This is a genomic window from Pseudomonas sp. P4795 (genome assembly GCF_048822895.1).
GTDB lineage: Bacteria > Pseudomonadota > Gammaproteobacteria > Pseudomonadales > Pseudomonadaceae > Aquipseudomonas.
The window spans coordinates 64,671-87,334 of sequence record NZ_JBMFBT010000011.1; the positions used below are offsets into that span (position 1 = coordinate 64,671).

The 22,664-nt window shown below is 58.0% G+C and carries 18 protein-coding genes and 2 pseudogenes; 11 read left to right on the forward strand and 9 right to left on the reverse strand.

Annotation, left to right across the window (positions count from 1 at the left end; translation table 11 throughout):
- Position 1 precedes the first annotated feature (1 nt).
- From ACOI8A_RS25455 to ACOI8A_RS25485, 7 genes are read left to right on the forward strand one after another with little or no spacing between them, the layout of a single operon-like run.
- Entirely contained in the window at positions 2 to 1,075 is a 1,074-nt protein-coding gene (locus ACOI8A_RS25455) for a glycosyltransferase (RefSeq protein ID WP_420650321.1), read from the forward strand.
- Positions 1,072 to 2,184 (forward strand): glycosyltransferase, encoded by a 1,113-nt coding sequence (locus ACOI8A_RS25460; protein WP_420650320.1) that lies wholly within the window; start codon positions 1,072 to 1,074, stop codon positions 2,182 to 2,184. Before ACOI8A_RS25455 ends, ACOI8A_RS25460 begins: the two co-directional genes overlap by 4 nt.
- Positions 2,181 to 3,476 carry an O-antigen ligase family protein gene (locus ACOI8A_RS25465; protein WP_420650319.1) on the forward strand — a complete coding sequence of 432 codons (1,296 nt, stop codon included), beginning with the start codon at positions 2,181 to 2,183 and terminating at the stop codon, positions 3,474 to 3,476. Before ACOI8A_RS25460 ends, ACOI8A_RS25465 begins: the two co-directional genes overlap by 4 nt.
- Complete coding sequence (locus ACOI8A_RS25470; protein ID WP_420650318.1) at positions 3,470 to 4,393, forward strand: glycosyltransferase family 2 protein; 924 nt, start codon at positions 3,470 to 3,472, stop codon at positions 4,391 to 4,393. Before ACOI8A_RS25465 ends, ACOI8A_RS25470 begins: the two co-directional genes overlap by 7 nt.
- Positions 4,394 to 4,408: 15 nt before the next feature.
- On the forward strand, positions 4,409 to 5,827 hold the full coding sequence (locus ACOI8A_RS25475; protein WP_420650317.1) for an oligosaccharide flippase family protein: 1,419 nt from the start codon (positions 4,409 to 4,411) through the stop codon (positions 5,825 to 5,827).
- Between the two features lie 29 nt (positions 5,828 to 5,856).
- A complete protein-coding gene (galE, locus tag ACOI8A_RS25480) occupies positions 5,857 to 6,912 on the forward strand; it encodes a UDP-glucose 4-epimerase GalE (protein WP_420650316.1) in 1,056 nt (351 codons plus the stop codon).
- Between the two features lie 30 nt (positions 6,913 to 6,942).
- Positions 6,943 to 8,406, forward strand: a complete 1,464-nt coding sequence (locus tag ACOI8A_RS25485) for a family 16 glycosylhydrolase (RefSeq protein WP_420650315.1) — start codon at positions 6,943 to 6,945, stop codon at positions 8,404 to 8,406.
- Here the strand turns inward: ACOI8A_RS25485 and ACOI8A_RS25490 are convergent.
- The gene (locus ACOI8A_RS25490) at positions 8,381 to 9,085 is read right to left on the reverse strand and encodes a DUF72 domain-containing protein (RefSeq protein ID WP_420650314.1); all 705 of its coding nucleotides are present in this window, start codon (positions 9,083 to 9,085) and stop codon (positions 8,381 to 8,383) included. The genes ACOI8A_RS25485 and ACOI8A_RS25490 overlap by 26 nt on opposite strands.
- Positions 9,085 to 9,516 carry a DNA methylase gene (locus tag ACOI8A_RS25495; RefSeq protein ID WP_420650313.1) on the reverse strand — a complete coding sequence of 144 codons (432 nt, stop codon included), beginning with the start codon at positions 9,514 to 9,516 and terminating at the stop codon, positions 9,085 to 9,087. Before ACOI8A_RS25495 ends, ACOI8A_RS25490 begins: the two co-directional genes overlap by 1 nt.
- A gap of 455 nt (positions 9,517 to 9,971) precedes the next feature.
- Between ACOI8A_RS25495 and ACOI8A_RS25500 the strand changes: the two genes are divergently transcribed.
- Positions 9,972 to 10,355, forward strand: coding sequence for a DUF6124 family protein (locus ACOI8A_RS25500; RefSeq protein ID WP_420650312.1), 384 nt, complete (start codon positions 9,972 to 9,974; stop codon positions 10,353 to 10,355).
- Between the two features lie 692 nt (positions 10,356 to 11,047).
- Here ACOI8A_RS25500 and ACOI8A_RS25505 read toward each other — a convergent pair.
- Positions 11,048 to 11,305 (reverse strand): chitin-binding domain-containing protein, encoded by a 258-nt coding sequence (locus ACOI8A_RS25505; protein WP_420651477.1) that lies wholly within the window; start codon positions 11,303 to 11,305, stop codon positions 11,048 to 11,050.
- 430 nt (positions 11,306 to 11,735) lie between these two features.
- Here ACOI8A_RS25505 and ACOI8A_RS25510 point away from each other — a divergent pair, with 430 nt between their 5' ends.
- Positions 11,736 to 13,415 carry an MFS transporter gene (locus ACOI8A_RS25510; RefSeq protein WP_420650310.1) on the forward strand — a complete coding sequence of 560 codons (1,680 nt, stop codon included), beginning with the start codon at positions 11,736 to 11,738 and terminating at the stop codon, positions 13,413 to 13,415.
- Positions 13,416 to 13,464: 49 nt separating this feature from the next.
- On the opposite strand, the gene ACOI8A_RS25515 is transcribed toward ACOI8A_RS25510, so the two are convergent.
- Entirely contained in the window at positions 13,465 to 14,217 is a 753-nt protein-coding gene (locus ACOI8A_RS25515; RefSeq protein ID WP_420650309.1) for a M12 family metallopeptidase, read from the reverse strand.
- Between the two features lie 250 nt (positions 14,218 to 14,467).
- On the opposite strand from ACOI8A_RS25515, the gene ACOI8A_RS25520 reads away from it, so the two are divergent.
- Positions 14,468 to 15,433 (forward strand): AraC family transcriptional regulator, encoded by a 966-nt coding sequence (locus ACOI8A_RS25520; RefSeq protein WP_420650308.1) that lies wholly within the window; start codon positions 14,468 to 14,470, stop codon positions 15,431 to 15,433.
- 11 nt (positions 15,434 to 15,444) lie between these two features.
- Here ACOI8A_RS25520 and ACOI8A_RS25525 read toward each other — a convergent pair whose 3' ends face one another.
- Positions 15,445 to 17,355 (reverse strand): tyrosine-protein phosphatase, encoded by a 1,911-nt coding sequence (locus ACOI8A_RS25525; protein WP_420651475.1) that lies wholly within the window; start codon positions 17,353 to 17,355, stop codon positions 15,445 to 15,447.
- A 196-nt stretch (positions 17,356 to 17,551) separates the two neighbouring features.
- Between ACOI8A_RS25525 and ACOI8A_RS25530 the strand changes: the two genes are divergently transcribed.
- A complete protein-coding gene (locus ACOI8A_RS25530; RefSeq protein ID WP_420650306.1) occupies positions 17,552 to 18,046 on the forward strand; it encodes a PaaI family thioesterase in 495 nt (164 codons plus the stop codon).
- 76 nt (positions 18,047 to 18,122) lie between these two features.
- Here the strand turns inward: ACOI8A_RS25530 and ACOI8A_RS25535 are convergent, their stop codons facing one another.
- The 4 genes and pseudogenes from ACOI8A_RS25535 to ACOI8A_RS25550 form a co-directional block, all read right to left on the reverse strand.
- Positions 18,123 to 20,456 carry a hypothetical protein gene (locus ACOI8A_RS25535; protein WP_420650305.1) on the reverse strand — a complete coding sequence of 778 codons (2,334 nt, stop codon included), beginning with the start codon at positions 20,454 to 20,456 and terminating at the stop codon, positions 18,123 to 18,125.
- A gap of 210 nt (positions 20,457 to 20,666) precedes the next feature.
- Positions 20,667 to 21,121 (reverse strand): annotated as a pseudogene (locus ACOI8A_RS25540) (extracellular solute-binding protein); the annotation flags it as partial.
- A 35-nt stretch (positions 21,122 to 21,156) separates the two neighbouring features.
- Positions 21,157 to 21,580 (reverse strand): annotated as a pseudogene (locus ACOI8A_RS25545) (nitrilase-related carbon-nitrogen hydrolase).
- 3 nt (positions 21,581 to 21,583) lie between these two features.
- Positions 21,584 to 22,636 (reverse strand): agmatine deiminase family protein, encoded by a 1,053-nt coding sequence (locus tag ACOI8A_RS25550; RefSeq protein WP_420651474.1) that lies wholly within the window; start codon positions 22,634 to 22,636, stop codon positions 21,584 to 21,586.
- Between the last annotated feature and the right edge of the window lie 28 nt (positions 22,637 to 22,664).

Sequence of the window (22,664 nt, forward strand, 5' to 3'; positions counted from 1 at the left end):
CATGCACATCCTGTTCACCCTGAAAGACTTCAAGCCCGGCGGCGGCGTCGAGTGCGTGCAGCAGCGCCTGGCCGGACAGTTCCTGCTGGACGGTCAGCACGTGAGCTTCTTCGTGATGAACGGCGAACAACCGGAACTCGACAACGTGCCGACCATCACGGGCGGCGGCAATGGCTTCGGCGGCCTGCTCAGATCGGTGCGGTTACTGCGCAGGACGATCCTGCACGAAGGTGTAACCCATGTGATCAGCGCCAAGGAACAGGCGAACCTCTGTAGCTGGATCGCCACCCTCGGCACGCCATGCCAGGTGATCTACACCCGGCACGCCGCACTGGATTGCGCCGAACAGAAAACCGGTGTCGCCAGCCTGCGCCTGTTGTACGCCTTGTACCTGTGCGGCAGCGGCAAAGTCGTGGCGGTGTCGCTGGGTTTGCGTCAGGCGCTGGCCGGTTTGATGCCATGGGGTCGGCCGCGGGTTCGTTACTGCCCGAACGCAGTGGTCAGCGAGCACTTGCTCAGCGCCGGGCAAGCACCGTTGCCGGCCGACCTGCCGGCGCGATTCTGGCTGGGCATCGGTCGCCTGGTGGAAACCAAGGGCTTTCATTTGCTGCTGGAGGCTTACGCGCTGGCCGCACAAAAGGCCGACGTGCCCTATCTGGTGCTCGCTGGGGATGGCCCGCAACGCTCGACACTCGAAGCCCAGGCGATTGCGCTGGGCATCGAACGCCGCGTGCATTTCACCGGACACCTGCGCAATCCTTACCCGTTGATCCGCCACGCGCAACTGCTGGTGCTCTGTTCATTTCACGAAGGCTTGCCCACCGTGCTGATCGAAGCGCTGGCCCTCGGCACCCCGGTGATTTCCACCGATTGCGGCAGCGGCCCGCGTGAACTGCTCGACCACGGCCGACTCGGCCAACTGGTGCCGGTCAATGATGTACCGGCGCTGGCCAAAGCCATACTGCGCAGCCTGAATACCGACAGCGTCAACGCCGCGCTGGCGACCGCCGAAGCGGTGTTGCCTTACACCAGCCAACACGCGGCGCAGGCCTACTATCAGGTGTGGGATCAATGAAAAAACTGCTGATCATTCTTCAGGATCTCAGCGCGGGCGGCGCCGAGAAAATGATGGCGCGCCTCGCCGGGGCCTTGGTCGAGGCTGGCAACGACGTGACTTTGCTGATGCTCACCGGTGGCGGGATCAATGTCGCGGCGCTCGATCCTCGGGTCAAACAGGTCGAACTGCAAAGTCCGCGCAGCGCTGCCGCAGTACCGGCGTTGACGCGTTTCCTGCGGCGCAATCGCTTCGACGCGCAACTCGCCGCCCTCACCCATGTCAACGTGATCGCCATCGCCGCCGCCACGCTGTCAGGCACTTTGGCGCGGCTGCACGTCAGCGAGCGCAATGCGTTTTCCCGCGACAAACACGTCAACCCGGCGTTAGCGGTGCGCCTCGCTTACTGGCTGGCGCCGCTGCTGTACCGAATGATTCCGAACCCGGTGATCTGCGTCTCGCGCGGGGTCGCCGAAGATCTGGTCGACACGACGTTGGCCCGCGCGCGGGACGTGACCATCGCCGACAACCCGGTGCTCGACAACGATTTTCGCGACCAGCCACCGAGGCAGCCAAATCATCCGTGGCTGCTGGAGAAAACCACGCCGGTAATCGTCGCCGTAGGGCGGCTGGCGCGGCAGAAAGGCTTCGATATTCTGCTGGAAGCTTTCGCAAAACTGCCAGATCACCGTGCACGGCTGATCATTTTCGGCGAAGGCACGCTCAGGTCTGAACTGCTGGAACAATCTGCCAACCTCGGCATCGCTGAACGCATCGACCTGCCAGGCTACGCCGCCGATCCGTTGGCGCAGATCAGCGCGGCGGATTGCTTTGTGCTGTCCTCACGTTTCGAGGGCAGCCCGAATGCGCTGGTCGAAGCGCTCTCGACCGGCACGCCTGTCGTCTCGACCCGCTGCCCCTACGGCCCGCAGGAAATTCTCGCCGACGGTGCAGTGGCGCCGCTGGTCGAAGTGGAAAATCCCGCAGCGCTGGCGCAAGCCATTGCTCTGGAACTGGCCTTGCCCAGAGACCTGCACCGCCAGCGGCGTCTCGACGCAGCGGCGCGTTTCGTCAGTGGCCGTGCGGTGCACACCTATCTGGCGGCGTTGCTCGGGAGTCCCGCGCCATGAACCGACTCCAAGTTCGCTATTCCACCCTGCGTGACGCCTTCACCCTGTTCGGCGTGCTGTTTTACTTGCAGGTGATCGGCTTTTTTCTCGGGCTGGGCAACGTCGCCAATCTGGACGACGCGCAAAAAGACCTCGAAGGCAACGTCGTCAATCAGGTTTGCGGCTTGATTACATTGTTGGTGCCGCTGTTCTTCTTCATCCGCAACAAGGTATTCCTGAGCAAAAACTTCTATCGGCAAAACACCTTTCTGCTGGTTTTTCTGCTGTGTATTGCAGCTTCTATAAGCTGGTCCGGCGACCCGATGCTCAGCCTCAAACGCTTTGTCGCGCTGCTCAGCGTGGTGTTTTTCGCCGGGTTCATTGCTTACCACTACAGCCTGGAAAAAATCGCTTTCGTGTTCGGCTGCGTGATCGGCGCCGCTGCGCTGGTGGGTTTGATCTTCGCCGTGATCCGACCCGACATCGCGTTTATTTCCGGCGGCATTCGCGACGGTGCATTCAAGGGCATTTTTGCCGAGAAGAACGCGGGCGCGCGGCTCAATGCAATCGGCATCCTGTTGCTGCTGCCGATGATCCGCCAGCGCAACCCGTTGGCCATGCTTTATGCACTGTTTTCGCTGATTGCCATCGGCCTCGCGCAGTCGGCCACCGGCATCGCGCTGATCGTCACAGGCACCGCCAGCTACTGGTATTTCCTCACGCTGATCCGCTTGCGCATCAACCGTTCGCTGTCGGCGTTCTTCGTCGCCACCGTGGTGTATTTGCTGATTTGCCTGTTCCTGTATGGCAACTACACGCTGCTCCTGGAATGGGTCGGGCGTGACCCGTCACTCACCGACCGCACGCTGATCTGGGAACTGCTGGGGCCGCTTATCGACGAGCGCTTCCTCAAGGGTTACGGCTTCGGCGCGTTCTGGACCAGCCCCGACGCCGACGGCTTCATCACCCGCTGGGGCTACATCGGCAACGCGCACAGCGGCTACGTCGAAACCCTGCTCAATGGCGGACTGATCCAGTTGATCGCGCTGATCCTGTTGTTCACTGAAGCGCTGACCAAGCAATACCGCGCGATCACGGCCGATCAATCGGCGCGCTATCACGCCTGTGCGCTGGTGATCATCGGCCTGTTCGTGGTGACCAATTACGTGGCCTACGTGATCCCCAACTATCGCTCGGGCGAGTTCCTGGTGTTCTGCGTTCTGGCCCTGTCGTTCCGTCACCACGCCATCAAACGCCCGGCGCCACTGCCGCGTCGGCGCGCCGTCATGGCCAAGGAGTACAAAGCATGTTGAATGACAAGCCAACGGTCTGCGTGGTGATTCCGCTGTACAACGGCGCCGCGAGTATCGGCCAGACGCTCGATTCGCTGACCGAACAAACCCGACACCCGGACAAAGTGATCGTGATCGACGACGGCTCCACCGACCAAGGCCCGCAAATTGTCCGGGACTTTGTGGCGCCGTTCCCGGTGCTGCTCCTGCAACAAGCCAATCAAGGCCCGGCAGCGGCGCGCAATCAGGGCATCTTCAAAGCCAGCGAAACCTTCATCGCGTTCCTCGACGCCGATGATCAATGGCATCCGCAGAAGCTGGAAAAGCAACTGGCGCTGTACCAGCAACTGACTGCGGACGGCCATGATGTCGGGTTGGTCGATTGCTATCAGATGAGCGAGTTCAGCGACGGCCGCCGGCAGCTCGAAGACCGGCGTAAAAGCGGCCAGCACTTTGCCGATTTCATGCGCGAGAACGTGATCAACGGCACCTCCGGCGTGCTGGTGCGGCGCGAAGTGCTGGTGGCGTTGAACGGCTTTGATCAGACCCTGCGCTTTGCCGAAGACCGTCTACTGTGGACACGCATTGCCGAGAGCTGGGAAATCCACACCGTGCCGGAAGTGCTGCTGCGGCGCGGGGTCAACGCCGGCAACATCACCGCGCAACCGATCAAGTACTACCCGCACAAAATGCGCTTCATCGAGCTGTTTCTGGCCCGCTACGGCGCGACACTGAGCAAGCAGCAACGTATCCACTTCGTGCTGGCCAACCATGCCGAATTTCTCGCGGCATTCTCCCGGCGTGGTGAGCACGCGCAGGTGATCAAAGTCTTTCGCAACATGCTCGGACACTCGTGGCAGACGCTGTTTTTCTCCCGTGGCAAACCGACTCTGCGCTACGTCTACGCCGTGGCGAAGACCTTGCGCAAGACTTCCTGAAGCGCGGGTGCTGCCATGGCTAACCATCGCCTGATCACCTTGATCTGGATCTTCACCGAGAAATTCGGCCTGATTTTCCTGTCGATGATCACCTTCGTCGTCTACGCACGTTTGCTCACGCCGACCGAGTTGGGGATCGGCACGGTGATCATCGCCATCGTCGAAGTGGTCGGCATTCTGTATTCGTCAGTGCTGGAAGATCCGCTGGTCAGGCTTGAGCGTCTGGAGGAGAAGCACATCAGCAGCGCGTTCTGGTTTTCGGTGCTGATCAGCCTTGTTTCGATCGTGGTGATTTCGCTCGGCGCATTCCTGTATACCTCGTCGCCAGTGCTGCAATGGATGACGGCCATCGCCTCGGTGAAAATCCTCTTCACCATGATGGCGCGGGTCTATGTCGCGCAAATGCGCCGCACCGGCAATTTCAAGTTGCTGGCCTCGCGCACCCTGTTGGGCAAGGTCGCCGGCGGCAGCGCCGGGATCGTCGTCGCGCTGCTGGGCTTCGGCGCGTGGGCGGTGATTGCTCAGGCGCTGATCATGGATCTGCTGGCGCTGGTAGTGTTGATGCACGGTGATCGGCGGCGCATTCCATTCGTCATCGATGGTGCGGTGTTGCTCGATCTGCTGCGCAGCGGCACGCCGGTGGCGATCAATGTGCTGAGTTCGCAAACCCTGCAACGCGGGGTCAACATCGTGCTCGGCATGACCGCCGGCGCGCATGCGGTGGGCATGTTCAACCTGGCGATGCGCATCATCGACCTGCCGCGCTCGGCGATTTATAACGGCTTGATGAGCTACGCACTGCCGGCGTTTGCCCGGCGCAGCGCTGAACCATCGCGGCTGATCGGCCTGATCGGCGACTCGACGGCCATCAGCGGCTTTCTGTTGACGCCATTGTTCGTCGGCATCGCCCTGACCGCCGAAGACATCATTCTGCTGATATTCGGCGACAAATGGGCCGACGCGATTGTGCTGCTGCAAGTGCTGGCCGTCACCGCCGCGCTGGGCAATCTGGCGCTGTACGCGACCACCGCGCTGGTGGCGGTCAATCGCACCTACCTGACGCTCAAGGCTGAAGTCGCCACCACCGTTCTTGCGCTGGCGCTGGTGTATGCGCTGGGGCCGGTTTACGGCGGCATGGCCGCAGCGGTCGCGCTGCTGCTGCGCATGCTGGCGATCACGCCGTTGCAGATTCGCGGCCTCAACACCGCCATCGGTTACCGCTGGCGCAGCTTCTTCGACTCGGCTTACCGCAGCGTCCTCGCGACGCTGGTGATGTCCGCTGTAGTCGTCTGGGTCTCGCATCGATCCGGCCTCTCGGGCTACCTGCATCTGGGCGCCAACATCCTCGCCGGCGCGCTGACCTACGCCCTCGCCTACAGCGTGCTGCATCCGCGCTGGCCGCATGAATTCAAATCGGTGTTCACCACCCGGTGAGCAGCGCTGTCTCTCTGGAGCATTTCGTCATGCGCAAAACCACGTTGATCACGGGCGGTGCCGGCTACATCGGCTCGCACACGGTAGTAAGACTGGTGGAGGCCGGCCATCGCGTGCTGGTGCTGGATAACCTGAGCAACAGCTGCGTCGAATCCATCGCGCGGCTGGAACAACTGACCCGCTCGCAGATCGAGTTCATTGAAGGCGATATCCGCGATCCGTTGTTGCTCGATGAGATTTTCAGCGCCTACGCCATCGACGCCGTGGTGCATTTCGCCGGCCTCAAAGCGGTGGCGCAGAGCGTGCGCAAACCGATGGAGTACTACGCCAACAACGTGGTTGGCACGCTGTTCCTGTGCCAGGCGATGGCCCGCGCGCATGTGTTCAATCTGGTGTTCAGCTCCTCGGCGACGGTGTATGGCGAGCCGGCGCGCACGCCGATTGACGAAGCGCTCGGCACCGGCAAACCGGCTAATCCTTACGGCCGCTCCAAGCTGATGACCGAAGAATTTCTCACCGATCTGGCGCGCTCGGATTCGCGCTGGAACATCGCTCTGCTGCGCTACTTCAACCCGATCGGCGCACATGAAAGTGGTCTGATCGGCGAAGCACCTAACGGTGTGCCAAATAATCTGCTGCCCTGCCTGACCCAAGTTGCCATCGGCCGGGCCGGCGAATTAACCGTGTATGGCAATGATTACGCCACGGTCGATGGCACCTGCGTGCGCGATTACATCCATGTCAGCGATCTGGCCGAAGGGCATCTCAAGGCACTCGAACGCTTGCACGGCGACCACGGCATTCACATCTGGAACCTCGGCACCGGCATCGGCTACAGCGTGCTGCAGATCATCCGGGGTTTCGAAGACGTCACCGGGATCAGCATTCCCTACCGCTTCGCCGCACGCCGCGAAGGTGACGTGGCGCAATGCTGGGCCGATGCGAGCAAGGCCGGGCGTGAACTGGGCTGGTCGGCGCAGCGCAATCTCGGGCAGATGTTGACTGACAGTTGGCGCTGGCAGTCGAACAATCCCCACGGCTATCACGCGCCCATTGCGCCGTTGCTGGCAATCGCGGGCAAGTAATAGCAGGTTCACTCAGGGAAGGAGTTTCGTATGTTCAGGCAATGCGTGATTTGGCTGTGTCTGTTGTCGACCAATGCGCTGGCGGCGCCGATGGTCACCGAGGGTTTGGTGCTATGGCTCGACGGCGCCGACCCGACGCACATGAGCGTCGATGGGCAGAACGGCGTATTGAGCTGGCGCGATAAATCCCCGCGTGCGGTCAATGTCAGCCTCGATAATCCGGCGGCGAGCGCGTTGCCGACACTGGTCAAAGACGCCATCAACGGTCGTTCGGTGGTGCGCTTCAGCGGCGTGTCGGCGTTTATCGGCCCATCGATTCGAAGTGGGACCGGGCCGGTCAGCGTGTTTGTGGTGTCGCGGCGTTTGCCGGAACAGGCTGGCGGCAAAGCCTGGCAACGCTTGTTCAGCTCGCGTCCGCAACTGGCCGACAACGACAACGTCGCGCCGAACTTCGGCCTCAGCGTGCAGCATACCACGGCGTATGAACCGGCCATCGCGTTTGTTGAAGCCACCGACGTGCCGATCGGCCCGTTTGCGGTGGCGCGCAACGTGGTCGGCACCTCGGAGATCTTGCGCGGCGATATCGCCGAAGTACTGGTCTACGACCGGCCGCTGGTGTCGCAGGCCGAACGTGAACGGGTGTTCGCCTACCTTGCCGAAAAGTGGGCGGTGGCGGTCCCGCAGCAGTCCAGCGCGTGGACCCGCAGCGGACCGCTCGGTCCAACGCCGACGCATATGAACGCGAATCTGCCGCTATCGGATCAGGCCAACGCGGGGCAATGGCTGCTCGACACGCGCCTGTCCGACGACTTCAACGGCACGACCCTCGACCGCAACCGCTGGCACGTCAACGACGCGACCGGCACCGATTCGCTAGGACGCAAACCGGCGCTGTTCCTGCCGGAGAACGCCAAGGTCGGCAACGGCAATCTGAACATCTACTTTCGCAAACAGCAGTTGCCGGAAAAGTACCTGAGCCTTGGCTACAAGGACTACAGCTCGGCCATGGTGCGCACCATCGAACGCGGTTTTTACGGCTATTACGAAGCTCGGGCGAAACCGATGAATTCCGCCGGTTCCAGTGCATTCTGGCTGGCCTGGACCGGGCTGACGGACAACGCCACCGAAATCGACATCTTCGAAATCGGCGGCAAGACCCGCGATGGCAAGTTTGATCGGCTGTACAACATGAACGCCCACGTCTGGGCCAGACCCGGCAACAATCAACACCTGAGCGAAGGAAGCAGCTGGACCGCGCCGTGGCGCTTTGCGAGCACCTTTCATGTGTACGGGTTTGACTGGCAACCGGACACGCTGCGCTGGTATGTCGATGGAGTGCTGGTGCGTGAGGCGAAGAACACGCACTGGAATTTTCCGATGCAGATCGTATTCGACAGCGAGGCGATGTGGCAGTGGTTTGGCGTCGTGGATGATGCGGATTTGCCTTCGACGTTTCGCGTGGATTACGTCAAGATCTGGACTCGCAGCAAGTAGCCAGTGAGAGCGCGTTGCCAAGGGCGGCGCCGCTGGCGGTGTTGTCGAAGATGCACCAGGTGTTGGTGGTTTGCAGTTGGTTGGCGAGTTGCTGCAAGTACGTTGGTTCGTATGCGCTGTGGTAGATGCGGGGGGAGCCGTGCAAGCGCCAGTAGCGTAGACCCGGCCAACCCTGTGGGGTTGCGTCGGTGCTGATGCGTGAGGGATCGACTGCGGCTTGGGCGATGCGATGTTCTATCAGCAGATCATGGGCGGTTGTCCAGGATTCGTGGCGCGGTTCTAGCACGACGTCTTTATTGGAGCGCTCTCGGAGTTTGCTGAAAAAGGCTTCTGCCTGTGGTGCGTCAAAGGCCAGTTTTGGCGGGAGTTGGATCAGCAGGCATCCGAGTTTTTCTCCCAACCCTGAGCACTGCTGCAGGAATTCGTCGAGCGCCTGATCGCAGTGCTGCAGTTGGAGTTCGTGGGTGATCAGCTTTGGCAGCTTGACGCTGAAACGAAAGTTCGGTGATACAGACTCGGCCCAACGTTGATAGGTTTGCCGGCGATGCGGACGGTAGAACGAGCTGTTGATCTCCGCGCAATTGACCCGCGTGGCGTAGCGTTGCAGGTGCGTGCCCTCGGTTGGGAAGTCCGGACAGTATTCGCGGCTCAGACTCCAGCCTGCGCAACCGATGAACATCAAAACAGCACCCTGCCCGCTTCGCGCATGAAGATTTCCACGGTTTTGGGGCCGATGCCTTCGAAGGCTTGCAGGCGCTTTTCAAAATCCCTGCGGTCGGTGCTGGCCTCGACGATGGCGCTGACTTTGCCGGCGTATTCTTCGTTGAGTTTGGCGGCGAGCGCCAACAAACGCGTGGCGGTGGTTTCGTCGTAGCGCACGTAATGTGCTTCGCCGAGCATGTGTACCAGTTCGCGATGGGTGCAATTGGCGAGTTTGCGTGGAGTGTCGCGTTGGTGTTTCTCGACAATCACCCGGTAGGCCTCAGCGGCGATGTAGGCCTGGATGCGCTTGCCCATGAGAAAGCTGGCGAGCAGCCATTTGAACAGGGCTGAGTCGTTTTGGGGTGCGATTGCGATGTGCAGGTCTTGGGCGGTGATGGTTTTGGTCATGTTGGGTTGGAGGGGGTGCGGCGGGGTTGAGTGCGGTGCTGCCGACGAATGGCATGGGGTTCTGTGGGACTTTTCTTTGATGGATGCAAGCCGATAAACCGGACAGTGCAGGACTGTTTAGCGAAACGCTGTGTTACGTCCAAATGCCCACAAATCCTTGCGCCGTTGCCTACCGCTAGGCCAGAATCCGCCGGCTTGTGCGCCCTGGGGTCGGCCGGTAACTTTGATCGGGTCACTGATTCGCAGTGATCGGGTTTAGCAGCCCGGCCAGGAAAGACTTACGGTTGCATTGGCATCTTCAGTCAGGTGTTTACCTGCGCTTGATGGTAGCTGTGTGCATGGCATCTTCGGGTGCGCCGGGTTTGATTTTCCTACCGGTCTGCTAACTTGCGCACAGCTGCCACCCCTTCGTTTAGCAGCGAAAAGGTTGCGGTTCTACTGTAAAGGAAGATCGCATGTTCAAAATCACGCCTAATCCGCCGGTAACCGAACCGGCACACATCACCGATCCGACATCGCCCTACGAATGTCCTGACTCCAAAAAATTCAACGAAGCCGCCGAACGCGCCCTCGACTACCACTTGGGCCCACTCGCCGCTCGCATGATGGCAGCGCCCTACTACCCCAATCGCCTCTACATCGCCAACCCCAAGTCCAGCAACGAAGCCTTATTGGTCGACGCCAGCGAAACCCTCGGCTCAGCCAACGTCATGCTCAGCGACTTTGCCGCACTGCTTGAAGGCACACATCGCAAAACGCTCCTAGGTATTGCCCAAATCGTGATGCTCGGAGAATTGGCAGTGAATCAAGTGCTGGATAACCTAGTCCCAACCGAATAATTACTGCCACGCCGTCCCCTGTAGGAGCTGCCGAAGGCTGCGATCTTTTGATCTTCAAAGTCAAAAGATCGCAGCCTTCGGCAGCTCCTACAGGGTCGCACTTACGAGATGCGCTATGAGCAGAGTGAGGTTCGTCGATGCAAAACAAAGATGACACCCATTAACCTTGACTAGTCACCGACCAATGAGTGTCCCGCTTTGGTTTGTTAGGGAGCGTACAAGTCGAGCGCCCCCTCCACCCTCTTCTCACATTGAACACCATTCACCACACCTAACAATGTGCCTTTGTAGTTATTAACAATAGATGTAGGCTTCGTATTTACTACGACCCTAGTATTCGGGGCCGAGAATGCTTGGTTGTTTGAGCCGAGTATCGAGCTTGGCCCTTTAAAGGCAGCGAATTGCACTACGCCGCTAACCTTCCCAACCAGATCGCTGCGCACTGTCACATCCACCTCAACAGGTGATCCTATCGCTACGTCGGAGGTCCTCAGAAGTAAGACAACTCCATCACAGGTGGCTATAGCTGCTTGTGCCAGTGCAGGCATACCAGCAGCGACGAAAGACAAAACGATGGCATGCACAACTGAAAGTTTCATAAGTTCAGCAAGGGCCGAGGTTAGAAAGAACGGGCACCCAGAACATGTTAAGTAAGTGCCATTCAAATCTGCCCCCTTTGATTTTGGTTTTTTTTATGGCTGAAAACCAAACTCATCAGCCGTATAGGAAACGTTAAAATGTTGCCCCTCTGGACTTGTCCAGCTGAGCAGAGCGTCGGCTACCGATCTTGGACTATTATTGCGAATCACCATCACATCCGCTGCATCATCCGAAACCATTGCCACCTGAATGACTTCCGCATTCAACCCTCTGCCGAACTCAGTGCACAACTGGACAAAGTTCAAGTTCGAACCTTTAAATCCGCTCACCCTCAAGTTTGTCGTATCCATGAAATTCTCCGACCTATTTACATCCACAAAATACTGGAAAAACAGTGCAGTTTTATCTTCCACTATCACCGACCAGCGACACGCTATTTAATAAGACTGCCCCGTACCGAAAACAAGTATCAACACAACCACAAACAGCCGCACCTGATAGAAATGACAGTTTTTAATAACAATGCGCAATAAACATAACTTCCGAAACTTCTTTGCATGTCGTCCCGCGACCTCTACTCCCCCACAATCCCCCATCCAACGCTATCCAGTGGAAATCCCCCAAAACCCAATTAAGCTCAACCTAACCCCGCCCCCAGAGCGAGGCCCTCAGTCTGTCCACGCTTCCCGCAACCCGCGAAGCGCCACACCCCAGGCCACGGGTACAGCAACACTGTTAGGTGCTCCGGCCTAAAACAAAAACGTACGACGGAGAACACCCATGGCGGTTATCGACACAGCATCGACTGGCAGCGCCCCGAATCAGGGGATGACGCGTGAAGAGCGCAAGGTCATCTTCGCCTCGTCCCTCGGCACAGTGTTCGAGTGGTATGACTTCTATTTGTACGGCTCTCTGGCGGCGATCATCGCCAAGCACTTTTTCGCCGGGGTGAATGAGACCACGGCGTTCATCTTCGCCCTGCTCGCCTTCGCCGCAGGCTTTGCCGTGCGCCCGTTTGGCGCGATTGTGTTTGGCCGGTTGGGGGATATGATCGGGCGCAAGCATACGTTTCTGATCACGATTGTGATCATGGGCGTGTCTACGGCTATCGTCGGTTTCCTTCCCGGTTACGCGACTATCGGGGTGGCGGCGCCGATCATTCTGATTACCCTGCGTTTGCTGCAAGGTCTGGCGCTCGGCGGTGAATATGGCGGCGCGGCGACGTATGTCGCCGAGCACGCACCGAAGGGCAAACGCGGGTTTTTCACCTCGTGGATTCAAACCACGGCGACGCTGGGCCTGTTCATGTCGCTGCTGGTGATTCTCGCCTGCCGCACCGTGCTGGGCACTGAGGCGTTCGAAGCCTGGGGCTGGCGGATTCCGTTTCTGCTGTCGCTCCTGCTGCTGGCGGTGTCGGTGTACATCCGCCTGCAACTCAGCGAGTCGCCGGTGTTCCTCAAGATGAAGGCTGAAGGCAAGACGTCGAAGGCGCCGCTGACTGAATCCTTCGCCCGTTGGGACAACCTGAAAATCGTGATCATGGCCCTGCTCGGCGGCACCGCCGGCCAAGCGGTGGTTTGGTACACCGGACAGTTCTACGCGCTGTTCTTCCTGTTGCAGACGCTGAAGATCGATCCTCAAACCGCCAACCTGTTGATCGCCGGTTCACTTCTGATCGGCACGCCGTTCTTCGTGATCTTCGGCAGCCTGTCCGACCGCATCGGGCGCAAGGGCATCATCATGGCCGGGTGCATTCTGGCGGCACTGACTTACTTCCCGATCTTCCATGCGCTGACTCAGTACGGGAACCCGGACGTGTTTATTGCGCAGGAGAAGAATCCGGTCAAAGTCATTGCAGACCCTGACGCGTGTTCGTTCCAGTTCGACCCGGTGGGCAAGGCCAAATTCACCAGTTCCTGCGATCTGGCAAAGACCATTCTGGCCAAACGTGCAATCCCTTACGAAAACGTCAAAGCCGAACCGGGCACAGTGGCGCAAGTGCGCATCGGCGATAAGGTTGTCGAGAGCTTCGAAGGCAGCGTGCTGCCAGCGGCAGACTTCAAAACCCGCAACGACGCCTTTACCGCGGCCCTTACCAGCGGACTGAAAGAGGCCGGTTATCCGGAGAAAGCCGACCCGGCCAAGACCAATTACCCGATGGTGTTGCTGCTGCTGACGATCCTGGTGATCTACGTGACCATGGTTTACGGGCCGATTGCGGCGTGGCTGGTTGAGCTGTTCCCGACGCGTATTCGCTACACCTCGATGTCGCTGCCGTATCACATCGGTAATGGCTGGTTCGGTGGTTTCCTGCCGACAGTGGCGTTTGCCATGGTCGCGGCGACTGGCGATATCTACTACGGCTTGTGGTACCCGATTGTGATTGCGGTGATGACGGCGGTGCTTGGGACGTTCTTCTTGCCGGAAACCAAGGATCGGGATATTAATCACGACGAGTGAGATCGGGTCGTCCAGGTAACTTAACCTTCAGATAAAGTGGGCGCCCCTCTCAGGGGTGCTCACAAGAGCCATCATAGTGCGAATGGGCAATCGGATAGAGGAGTTGAATGACACGTTTGTCCTCGCTGCTGATATCCGTATTCATTGGAACTTCAAAAACACCATTCGTCAGTTCCTTTTCAACCGGATAATGCATAATGGAAGTCGTGTCGTAAACGCCAACAAGTATGTCATCAATGCTTAATGGGTTTAACAAATTCACATCAACCTCTTCTTTGCTCATGCCATATTTGGTGGCGTACTCTTCATATACTTTTTCTTTGTTCCAAGGGATGTTTGCGTCCAGGTGCAAATGCTCGTGATGCAAACCGAGTGCATGACCAAATTCGTGCAGTACGACCGTTCTGAAATCAAAATCCCCAGGCATGGCTTTAATGAGCATTGTTGGTTGGCCGGCTTTGATTGTAAGTGCGTCGGTGCCAATCAGAGATCCATTCTGGTCTGCATTTGTCTGAATCTTAATGTCAGCATTATTCCCTTCAATAAAATCAAACGACAAATTCACATAGGGTTCCCATTCCCGAATCAATACTCTGACCGCCTCTTTGAGGGGTTCGGAAGGACGCCCTAAAAACGCAATAGTCAACACACGTCCGCCGGCCCACAATTGTTTATGCATTGCGACTGCACGGATCGAGATGCCCCCCGGCAATGCGTTATCGCCATTTTCCGCAACGGCTACTTGATACGCGACTCGCGGGTCGGCAGCTTTCAGAGTTACGCAGGGCTTATAATTACACATGCTTGCATTCCTTCTATTAATTCATATTGAGGCCGGCTTGAATAGTCAGACCTGACTGAACATTAGTTAGGTCCAGCGATCGGCGTAAAGTTGTTATTTATAAAAGTTTATTGCTGAGCATATGCAACCGCGGGAGATTGACCTGTGTTTGCACATACATCAGGGCGCAAGTTGTTCTACTTGTCACACAATCGTCATTTTCGACTGATAGCGTCCTTGCGCCCCATTCTCTGCAAGGCGATCAACCAAGGTGTTCTCAAGCCCGACGCGCCAACCGATCATTCTTCGCTCCGACGACATGAACTGCGACGACTTCGGCGCGCTGTTTTCGCGGATGTTGGGCAATCGCTATGCCGACTCGTCGCCGCTACCGAGCAACATCATTATCGGTGGTGTTTATGGGCGGCACGAAGGCGTGAGTTTTCGGCGGATGCACTATCGCGGTGATTTCACCGTGGCGTTTCCGGCACCGTTTGACGAGATCACCTTTGTGATTCCCACCGCGGGCAAGATTATTTTCGAACACAGCAGCGAGTCGGTTGGTTTGACTCAAGTTGGATTGGCCATAGACAAAGCCGAACTGCGCTCGATGCGTTTTATCGACAACCACGCGCAGCATGGGATTTCCATCGGGCGCGCAATTTTGACCGAGCGACTGTCGACCTTGCTCGGCAAGCCTCTGCCGAAAAAGCTGCGCTTCGAACCCGTGGTCGATCTCAACATCAAGGCCTTCAAGGGCATCCGCGCATTGATCGATCTGGCCACCGGCACCGAGTTTGATTTGCTGCTGAGCAGCGGTTCGCTGATGCCTTCGCGGCTGCGCGAAATGCTGGTCGATGCTGTGCTGCAAGCCTGGCCGCATAACTTCAGTGACGCCCTGAATCGACCTGAACCGCTGATCGCGCCGAGGCACGTAAAGCAGGCCATCGATTACCTTCAGGCCCACCCCGATCATCAAGTCAGCGGCACGGATCTGGCGCGTTTGAGCAATTTCAGCCTGCGCGCGTTGCAGGACGGTTTTCGGCGCTTTGCCGGGACGTCGATTGTCAGTTATCAGCGGCAAGTTCGGCTGGAACGCGCCCACGCGGCACTGATCAACGGGTCCCCCTCCGTGACAGAGGTGGCTTTGCAATTCGGCTTCAGCAATGTCGGCCGGTTCTGCCAGTATTTCCAAAGCGCCTACGGCGTCAGCCCCGCGCAGGTACGCAAGGGCTGAAACCGGCCACGTCAGAACTGGTAACTGGCCTTCAGACTGCCGCCAAAACCATGGCTGTCCCCACCGCCACTGGCACCGACCTCCGCGCCGACGCTGAACGTGCCGAGGTTGGCCATGATATTCACCCCGCCAGTGAACTGATCACGATTGTCGAACGCGGCGCGTTGTTCGATATCCAGCCCGAGCAAGTGCCCTTCGCTCTCGACCTGATGATCACCGAGCACATGCTCATAACCCACGCGGACACCCGGCACCAGTTGCCACGCGCCCATCGCTACCGGGGCGAACGACACGTCGAGATTGGCCACCGCACTGCGCCGCGTCTCTTGCATGCCGTCGACATCCAGCGCCAGTTCGCTGCCCTTCTCCTTGAAGCCCGACAGGTCCAGATGACTGACGCGCATACCGAGGCTTGGCTCAAAAATCATCCCGCTAAACGGCAGCCGATAACCCAGCGCCAAGGTCGCGCCAGTGAGTTTGCCGTGGCTGTCGCCCTTGGCTGAGCCGAGGCCGCCGCCCAGATCGCGTTTGCTCTCGTAGTCGAGCCAACCGGCGTTGGCATCCGCATCGACAAACAGCCCGCGCTCCAGACCATTCGGAGCGAAGCGTGCGCCAACGGCGAAGAAAGTCAGATCGGTATCCGCCTCGCCACCCGCGCCGCCGACACTGCCCTTGCTGTAACCGAAACCGGCGTGAGCGCTGAGTTGTTCGCTGAAACGTTGGGTCAGGCCGACCATCAGGCCTTGGCTGTGCTCGTTGCTGCTGGCGGCATGCGCCGAGCCGTCGGTGCCGAGATAACCCGCCAGTCCGGTGCTCCACAGCCGGGTTTGGCCGATTTTCAGATCGGTGCCGCTGGTGAACGGCGCGGCGGCTTGATCAATCATCGCGCCTTGGCGCAGCAGATAACTCGCCGCATCAGCATGCACCTGACCGCCGACCGTGGACTCGACCCCACCGAGAGTGCCGGCATCGATCGCCGATTGCAGGTAGCAGTTGAAATCGCTGTAAGTGCCCGACAGGCTGGTGTTTTGCAGTTGCTGCAACAGTTGCGCGCCAGCCGCGGCGTTACCGATCAGGCCCTGCTGACCGGGCAAACTGTTGTAATAAACCATCTTGCCACGCAGTACGTAGATGGTTTCCTGCGACAGACCCAATCCCTGTTTGAGGTAGTTATCCATGCTGCCGTACTGCGTGGTCACTTGATCAAGACCGGCCTGTAAAAAACTCGCCTCGACGCCGAGCAGCGGCGCGTATATCGCGGCCATGCTTGCAGGCATCGATGCCAGCGTTTTCGCTACGCGCGCGGCGGTGTACTCGTTGGTCGCCAGGTAATTGTCCATGATCGTGGCGCTGTCGACCCCGGCGATACTCAGTAACACAGCGGCGGTCCAGCCAGTGCGATCCTTGCCGGCGGTGCAATGGAACAGCGCGGCGCCATCGACCCCGGCCAGTTCGTTGAACAGCGTGGTGAACTGCCCGCGCATACCGGCATCGCTGACGAAGGCGCGGTTGGTCTCCTGCATCATCGCCACGGCTTCGGCGGCGCTGTGGAACGAAATGTTGGTGATGTTCGAACCCGACGTGGTGGCGCCAATAATGTCGATGTTGCGATAGGTCGCACCGCTGATCAGTGTGTCCGGCGTGGCGGCAATTTCGCTTGGCGTGCGCAGATCGTAAATGGATTTGATCCCCAAGCCATTGAGGACGGTCAGATCTGCCGCAGTCGGCGTCAGCGCATTCGAGCGGTAGAACACGCCCGAACGCAGGGTGCCGTCATTGGCCGTTGAATAGGCGCTGGTGGTGCCGGCGATATCGCGGAAGTTGTCGATACCCTGCAGACGCGGGGTATTGAGGTCAGCCGCCTGCGCGGCAGCGATGGACAGGCTCAAAACGGACAGCGAACACACAAGACGTTGAAACACGGCGCAGCCTCACGGGAAACAGGTTGGGCCGCCACTATCTGCAATCAACCAAGCCGCAATGTGACAGAAAAGCCTGTCAGCAAAATCCCTGCGCGATCTGTCCGGGCACCGCGTTTTCTGTCCGTGAATATCGAGGATCTGCATTCAGCGTTAATATCAGCGCGGTTCAGCTTCCACTTTTAAGGATGATCCCGGCATGGCCACGCTCGACACCTCCCTGCAAGACAGCGCCGCACCCGACGGCGTGTGCTACGGCTGCGGCAGCAACAACCCGCACGGCTTGCACATCAAGAGTTTCTGGCACGAAGACGGTGTGCACGTGATCGCCGAGCATCAGCCGGACGCGCAATTCTGCGGTTGGCCGGATCTGGTCTACGGCGGCTTGATCGCGATGCTGGTCGACTGCCATTCGAACTGGACGGCAATGGCCTACCACTACCGCGCCGAGCAACGTGAAGCCGAAAGCCTGCCGCGCATTAATTGCGTCACCGGCAACCTCGGAATCAAGTTCATCAAACCGACACCGATGGGCGTGCCGCTGACCTTAAAGGCGAAAGTCGAAGGTGAAGTCGGGCGCAAGACGCGAGTGATTTGCGAGGTGTATGCCGGGGAAGTGCTGACAGCGGTTGGTGATTCGGTGTTTGTGCGCGTCGATACCGAACAATTGGCAGCCGCCGCGCATGGCCGCTGACCGAATGCGGTGCCGCCTATCCATCATCGAACGGATAGGCGACGCCGCAAATCAGAGGCAGCGCGGCTAAAAGAGATTAAGGCGTCAACAAAAAATCATCGAATGCGATTCCGGCATTCTTGAACGCTTTTAGCTCCAGCCTAATGATATTCGCGCCAGCAAAAGAAAACGCTTCACTCCCCCCATAAAAGTGCATTGTCCTTAGTCCCAAATGACCTGCTAAACCATAAACATCCACCTGAATTACATTACCTGGGCTATCAATATTGGCGACGCATTTGAAGCTCAGGTTCTGCCCCGGCTGATTGAATTCTATCCGCGCCTCGGCACCATTATGGACATACCAATACATAAAATACCCGCGATTTATGTAGTTCCAATGACTGATTCCTATGTGGGTACTGGAAATAGGATTAGCTGGCCAAGGGACAACAGTTGTCATCTGAAATTGCAGGACAGGAGTGCTAATTATTTCACCAGCCGAATAAATCTTACTCTCCGGCCGACCGTCAAAACCCTCGAACATCCGCGTCAATACAATATATGTTCTAGACGGAAGACTGACCGAATCGGCCTCACTTGCAGTTCCCCCGTAGTTGATTCTCACGGTGATATTCAGTTTGCTTTCATGCCGAAGCCGCATAAGCCATTCAACCGGGGCTGTATCACTGTAACCGTTCGCCGAGTCATTCGACACGCCCTTAGCTGTTTCAAGAACTACTTCATTTCCATTCCCATCAAGCCCGGTGTATTTGACACTTACAAGTTGCTGCGCAACTTGGTGTAGCCATTTCGACACATGCAGCTTGGCGTTTGCAGTAAGCGGGCGTACATCCAGTTCACCGCCGCCGTTATTGTCAATCAATGGAGTCGGTTGACCGATCTGATCATCTGGAATGGTACCTATCCGGACCTGTCGGCTCGGCGACTCTGCGAGCAAATTTCCGTCGCGGAAGTATCGATGCCATAGTTTGATCTTCTTACCCAAATTCTTCGCGATAATGCGGCTTTCCACCGGATAATTAGCTCGGCCGTTGGCATTGGGTTTTTTTCGGGGAAAGGCAGGGGAAATTTCCCCTGAAGCATTTTCCATCACAAGCTGGACTTCGTCGCCATGACGTGAGTTCGGCACTTCGATCCGAGCATTACCGCCCTGCTGATTGGCAGGCTCGGCCGGATCGAACACCTCGTTCTCCGACTTTTGCAGCCTCGGTTTTTGCAGAACCTGTGGGGCGTCTCCAATAACGGTGGACTTGGTGACCTTGGAATCCCCTGCCTTCACACCCCCTCTCGACACTGTATAAAAACCCTTTACGACGACACCAATGACGATGCCTGAGCTGGGAATACTGAATACCACGGGCTTTTTCTGCCCGAACATATCACCCTCGACTTTCGCAGGCACGTTCAATACCAAATCAGTCATACCCGGTATCTGCAGGGTGACTGTTACAAGAATGTCGTCACCTATTTTAAAACGGTTGTCGTTGGTTAGAATAAACCCTGACAATTCACTGCCGAGCTTTGCTAAATCAATAGTGCCGGGATCATCTGGAGTGTCATCTAGCACTTCCCGAAAGATAGGCCCTGGAAATCTGGCGCCAGCCTGGTCCACATCGATGACAACGGGGCTTGACCATGGGGAAACAAGATCACTTGGGTTGGTCAAGGCGTCAATTACCATAAAGGAACAGATAAACTCCGGGTGGTCACCCGCCAACATAAAAGTGTCGTCGTACAGCAGAATGCAAATCGTCGTAGGAGTAGCCGATGGCGTGGCAGGAGCTTCAGTCTGTTTGACTTCGTAGTCGTAATCGAAGCCGTTGAGATTCGTGCGAATTGTGTCGTACGCTCGGCAGAACGGATAAGTGAAACAAAACAGCACTCCCTTTTTTGCAGTTTCAAGGTCGATACCCTTATCGAGAACTGATTGAGGTAGTTCCAATACCAATTCTGAATGTTGATCGTCGCCGGGACTACGATCCTGGTAACCCGGTTGTGGATAATGGTAACGGAGTGTCAGCTCCTCCGACTCAATCAAATTCTGGCTGCCGCGCACAGCAATATAAGTCAGAGTGTTAGCGCCGGAACGCAGCAGGTTTGGCACGTCTGCTTCAATAATGTCATCATCAGCCTTGGCGTATCCAATAGCAACAAACAGTTTGTTCAGATAAATATGATATTCGTCATCTCGCCGCTGATTCTGCAGTGGATCAATCAACAACCTGAACATATTGTTGTTCCACCTGGAAACTCGCAAAGGAACGCCCATGTCTTCTGTAAACGGAATCGGCCTAATGCCTCCCCGAACTCGTGCAGGGCGAGCAACCAGCAATTCCGTAGCGCTGAACATCCCACCCTGGTTGATTTCAATGGGAGGGACCAACGCATCTGGCTGAGTATTGTCCATAAAATCGCTCCTTATCTAAGGTGGTATCGCCCGTACATCTGACCGCAACAACGACTCGGTAACAACTGTCAGAAATTACAGGTGGACTCAGCTTTCAGACGAACGGGCGATGCGGCCGAGCGCTTCCTGAACGTCTTCGGTGAAGTCCTCCCAGATCGCGGCATGTGTGTGTTCCTGATGGAGTCGTGGGCCGCTGGGCGGACCGTAAAATCAATTGGCAGTGGCGGTTTTGAACTTGGTCCAAATGCGCATGCGCGCACGCATTTCAGCCTGGGAAATGTCTTTGCCCGGGATCAGACGAGCATAGGTCGCTTCGTCGAGGTAAATGTCCGGGTTGTTGCGCATCGCCGCATCGACACTTGCCCGCGCTTTGGCGTTGGAGGTTGGGTAACCGGTGAAATTGCTGATGGCGGCCATGTTTTGCGGGCGCATCACGAAGTTGATGAACGCGTAGGCGTATTCCGGGTGTCTGGCATCGACCGGAATGGCCATGGTGTCCATCCACACCGTGGTGCCCTCGCGCGGCACGCGGTATTGGAATTGGGTGGTCTTGCCGGCGCTGCCGAGGTGCGCTGGGCCTGGGTCATGTCACCGCTGTAACCCAGCGACAGACACAGGTTGCCGTTGACCAGATCGGTCACCGGTTGTGACTGGAACTTGCGGATGAGTACAGAGCAACCACTTGTTTGAGGTATGCATATCAGACTCCTTGAGGATTCCAGCGAGCGTGCAGGTTGCGCCCGTCCTGAGTGAGCAACGCGCCGTACATTTCCGGGCGACGATCACGGTAGATGCCCCAGCTCAGGCGCTCTTCGCGCATGGCGGCCAGATCAAGGCTTTGCACAAGAATGCCGGTGCTTTCGCGGTCGGCTTCGGCGAGCAATTTGCCCTTGTGATCGGTGATGAACGACGAGCCGTAAAAGCGCATTTGCAGATCCGGATCAGTGCTCGCGACTTTGGCTCTGTTCGATGCAGAAATACGGCGTGGCGAACAGCTCCTGCAACAGGATCACTTGCGCACCCTGCGCAGCGGCTTCACGCGCCAGTTGTTCGGCGCGGTCGAGGTTAGCGGGCAGATCCCAGGTACACGGCATTTGCGTGGTGGCGACTTTGACTATCGTCATGGCTCAAGCCTCCAGTGGCCAGGCTGGCTGCTGCTGGGTGATGCAATGCACACCGCCGCCGCCATGCGCCAGATGGTTGATCTGCACTGGGACTATTTCGCGACCGGGGAAGGCTTTGGCCAGGGTTTCTGCGGCGATGTGGTCGGCCTCGATGCCGTACGCCGGCATGATGATCGCGCCGTTGGCGATGTGGAAGTTGGTGTACGAGGCACAGAACACTTCGGCTTCTGTGTCCACCGCATCGCTGGCTTCAAACAGTTCGATCAGCTCGAACTTACGGCCCTGAGCGTCAGTCGCCAATTCCAGTGCACGGCGGTTTTCCCGAGCAACTTCGGCGTATACCGAGCTGCGGTCGTGAGTGGCATCCACCAGCAATACGCCAGGACGGGCGAAAGCGCAGACGCCATCGACGTGGCCGTCAGTCATGTCGCCGGTCACATAGTCCGGGTCGCCGGGCAACCAGATGGTTTTCTTCACGCCGAGCAGACGACTGAAGATGTCTTCAATCTCGGCTTTGCTCACGCCGGGGTTGCGGTTGGGATTGAGCAGCACCGATTCAGTGGTGATCAGCGTGCCTTCGCCATCAACGTGAATCGCCCCGCCCTCGTTACTCAGCGAAGTGCCGAAGCATTCCAGCTGCAAATGATTGAGTGCACGCCGCGCCAGGCTTTCATCCAGATCGTGCGCGGATTTGCCGCCCCAGGCGTTGAAGCGCCAGCTCACGCCCGCCAGACCTTGCTGCGGGTGGCAGACGAAGCTTGGGCCGGAGTCGCGGCACCAACTGTCGTTGACTGCCAGCGGAATCAGCTCGATGTTCGGCCCGCACAACGCTTTGGCGCTGGCCAGCGCCGACGGATCGACCACCAGTTTCACTGGTTCGAACCGCGCGATGGCGTTGGCCACACGGGCGAAATCTTCCTGCACTTGCGGCAAAGTCAGGCGCCAGCCCGACTCCCACAACGCCTGATTGTGTGGCCAGACCATCCACGTCGCGGCGTGTTTCACCCACTCTGCCGGCATCATCCAACCGCTGTTGTTATTGTTCTGCTGGTGCATGCTAATCGCCTCGTCAGTTAAGCCGTTG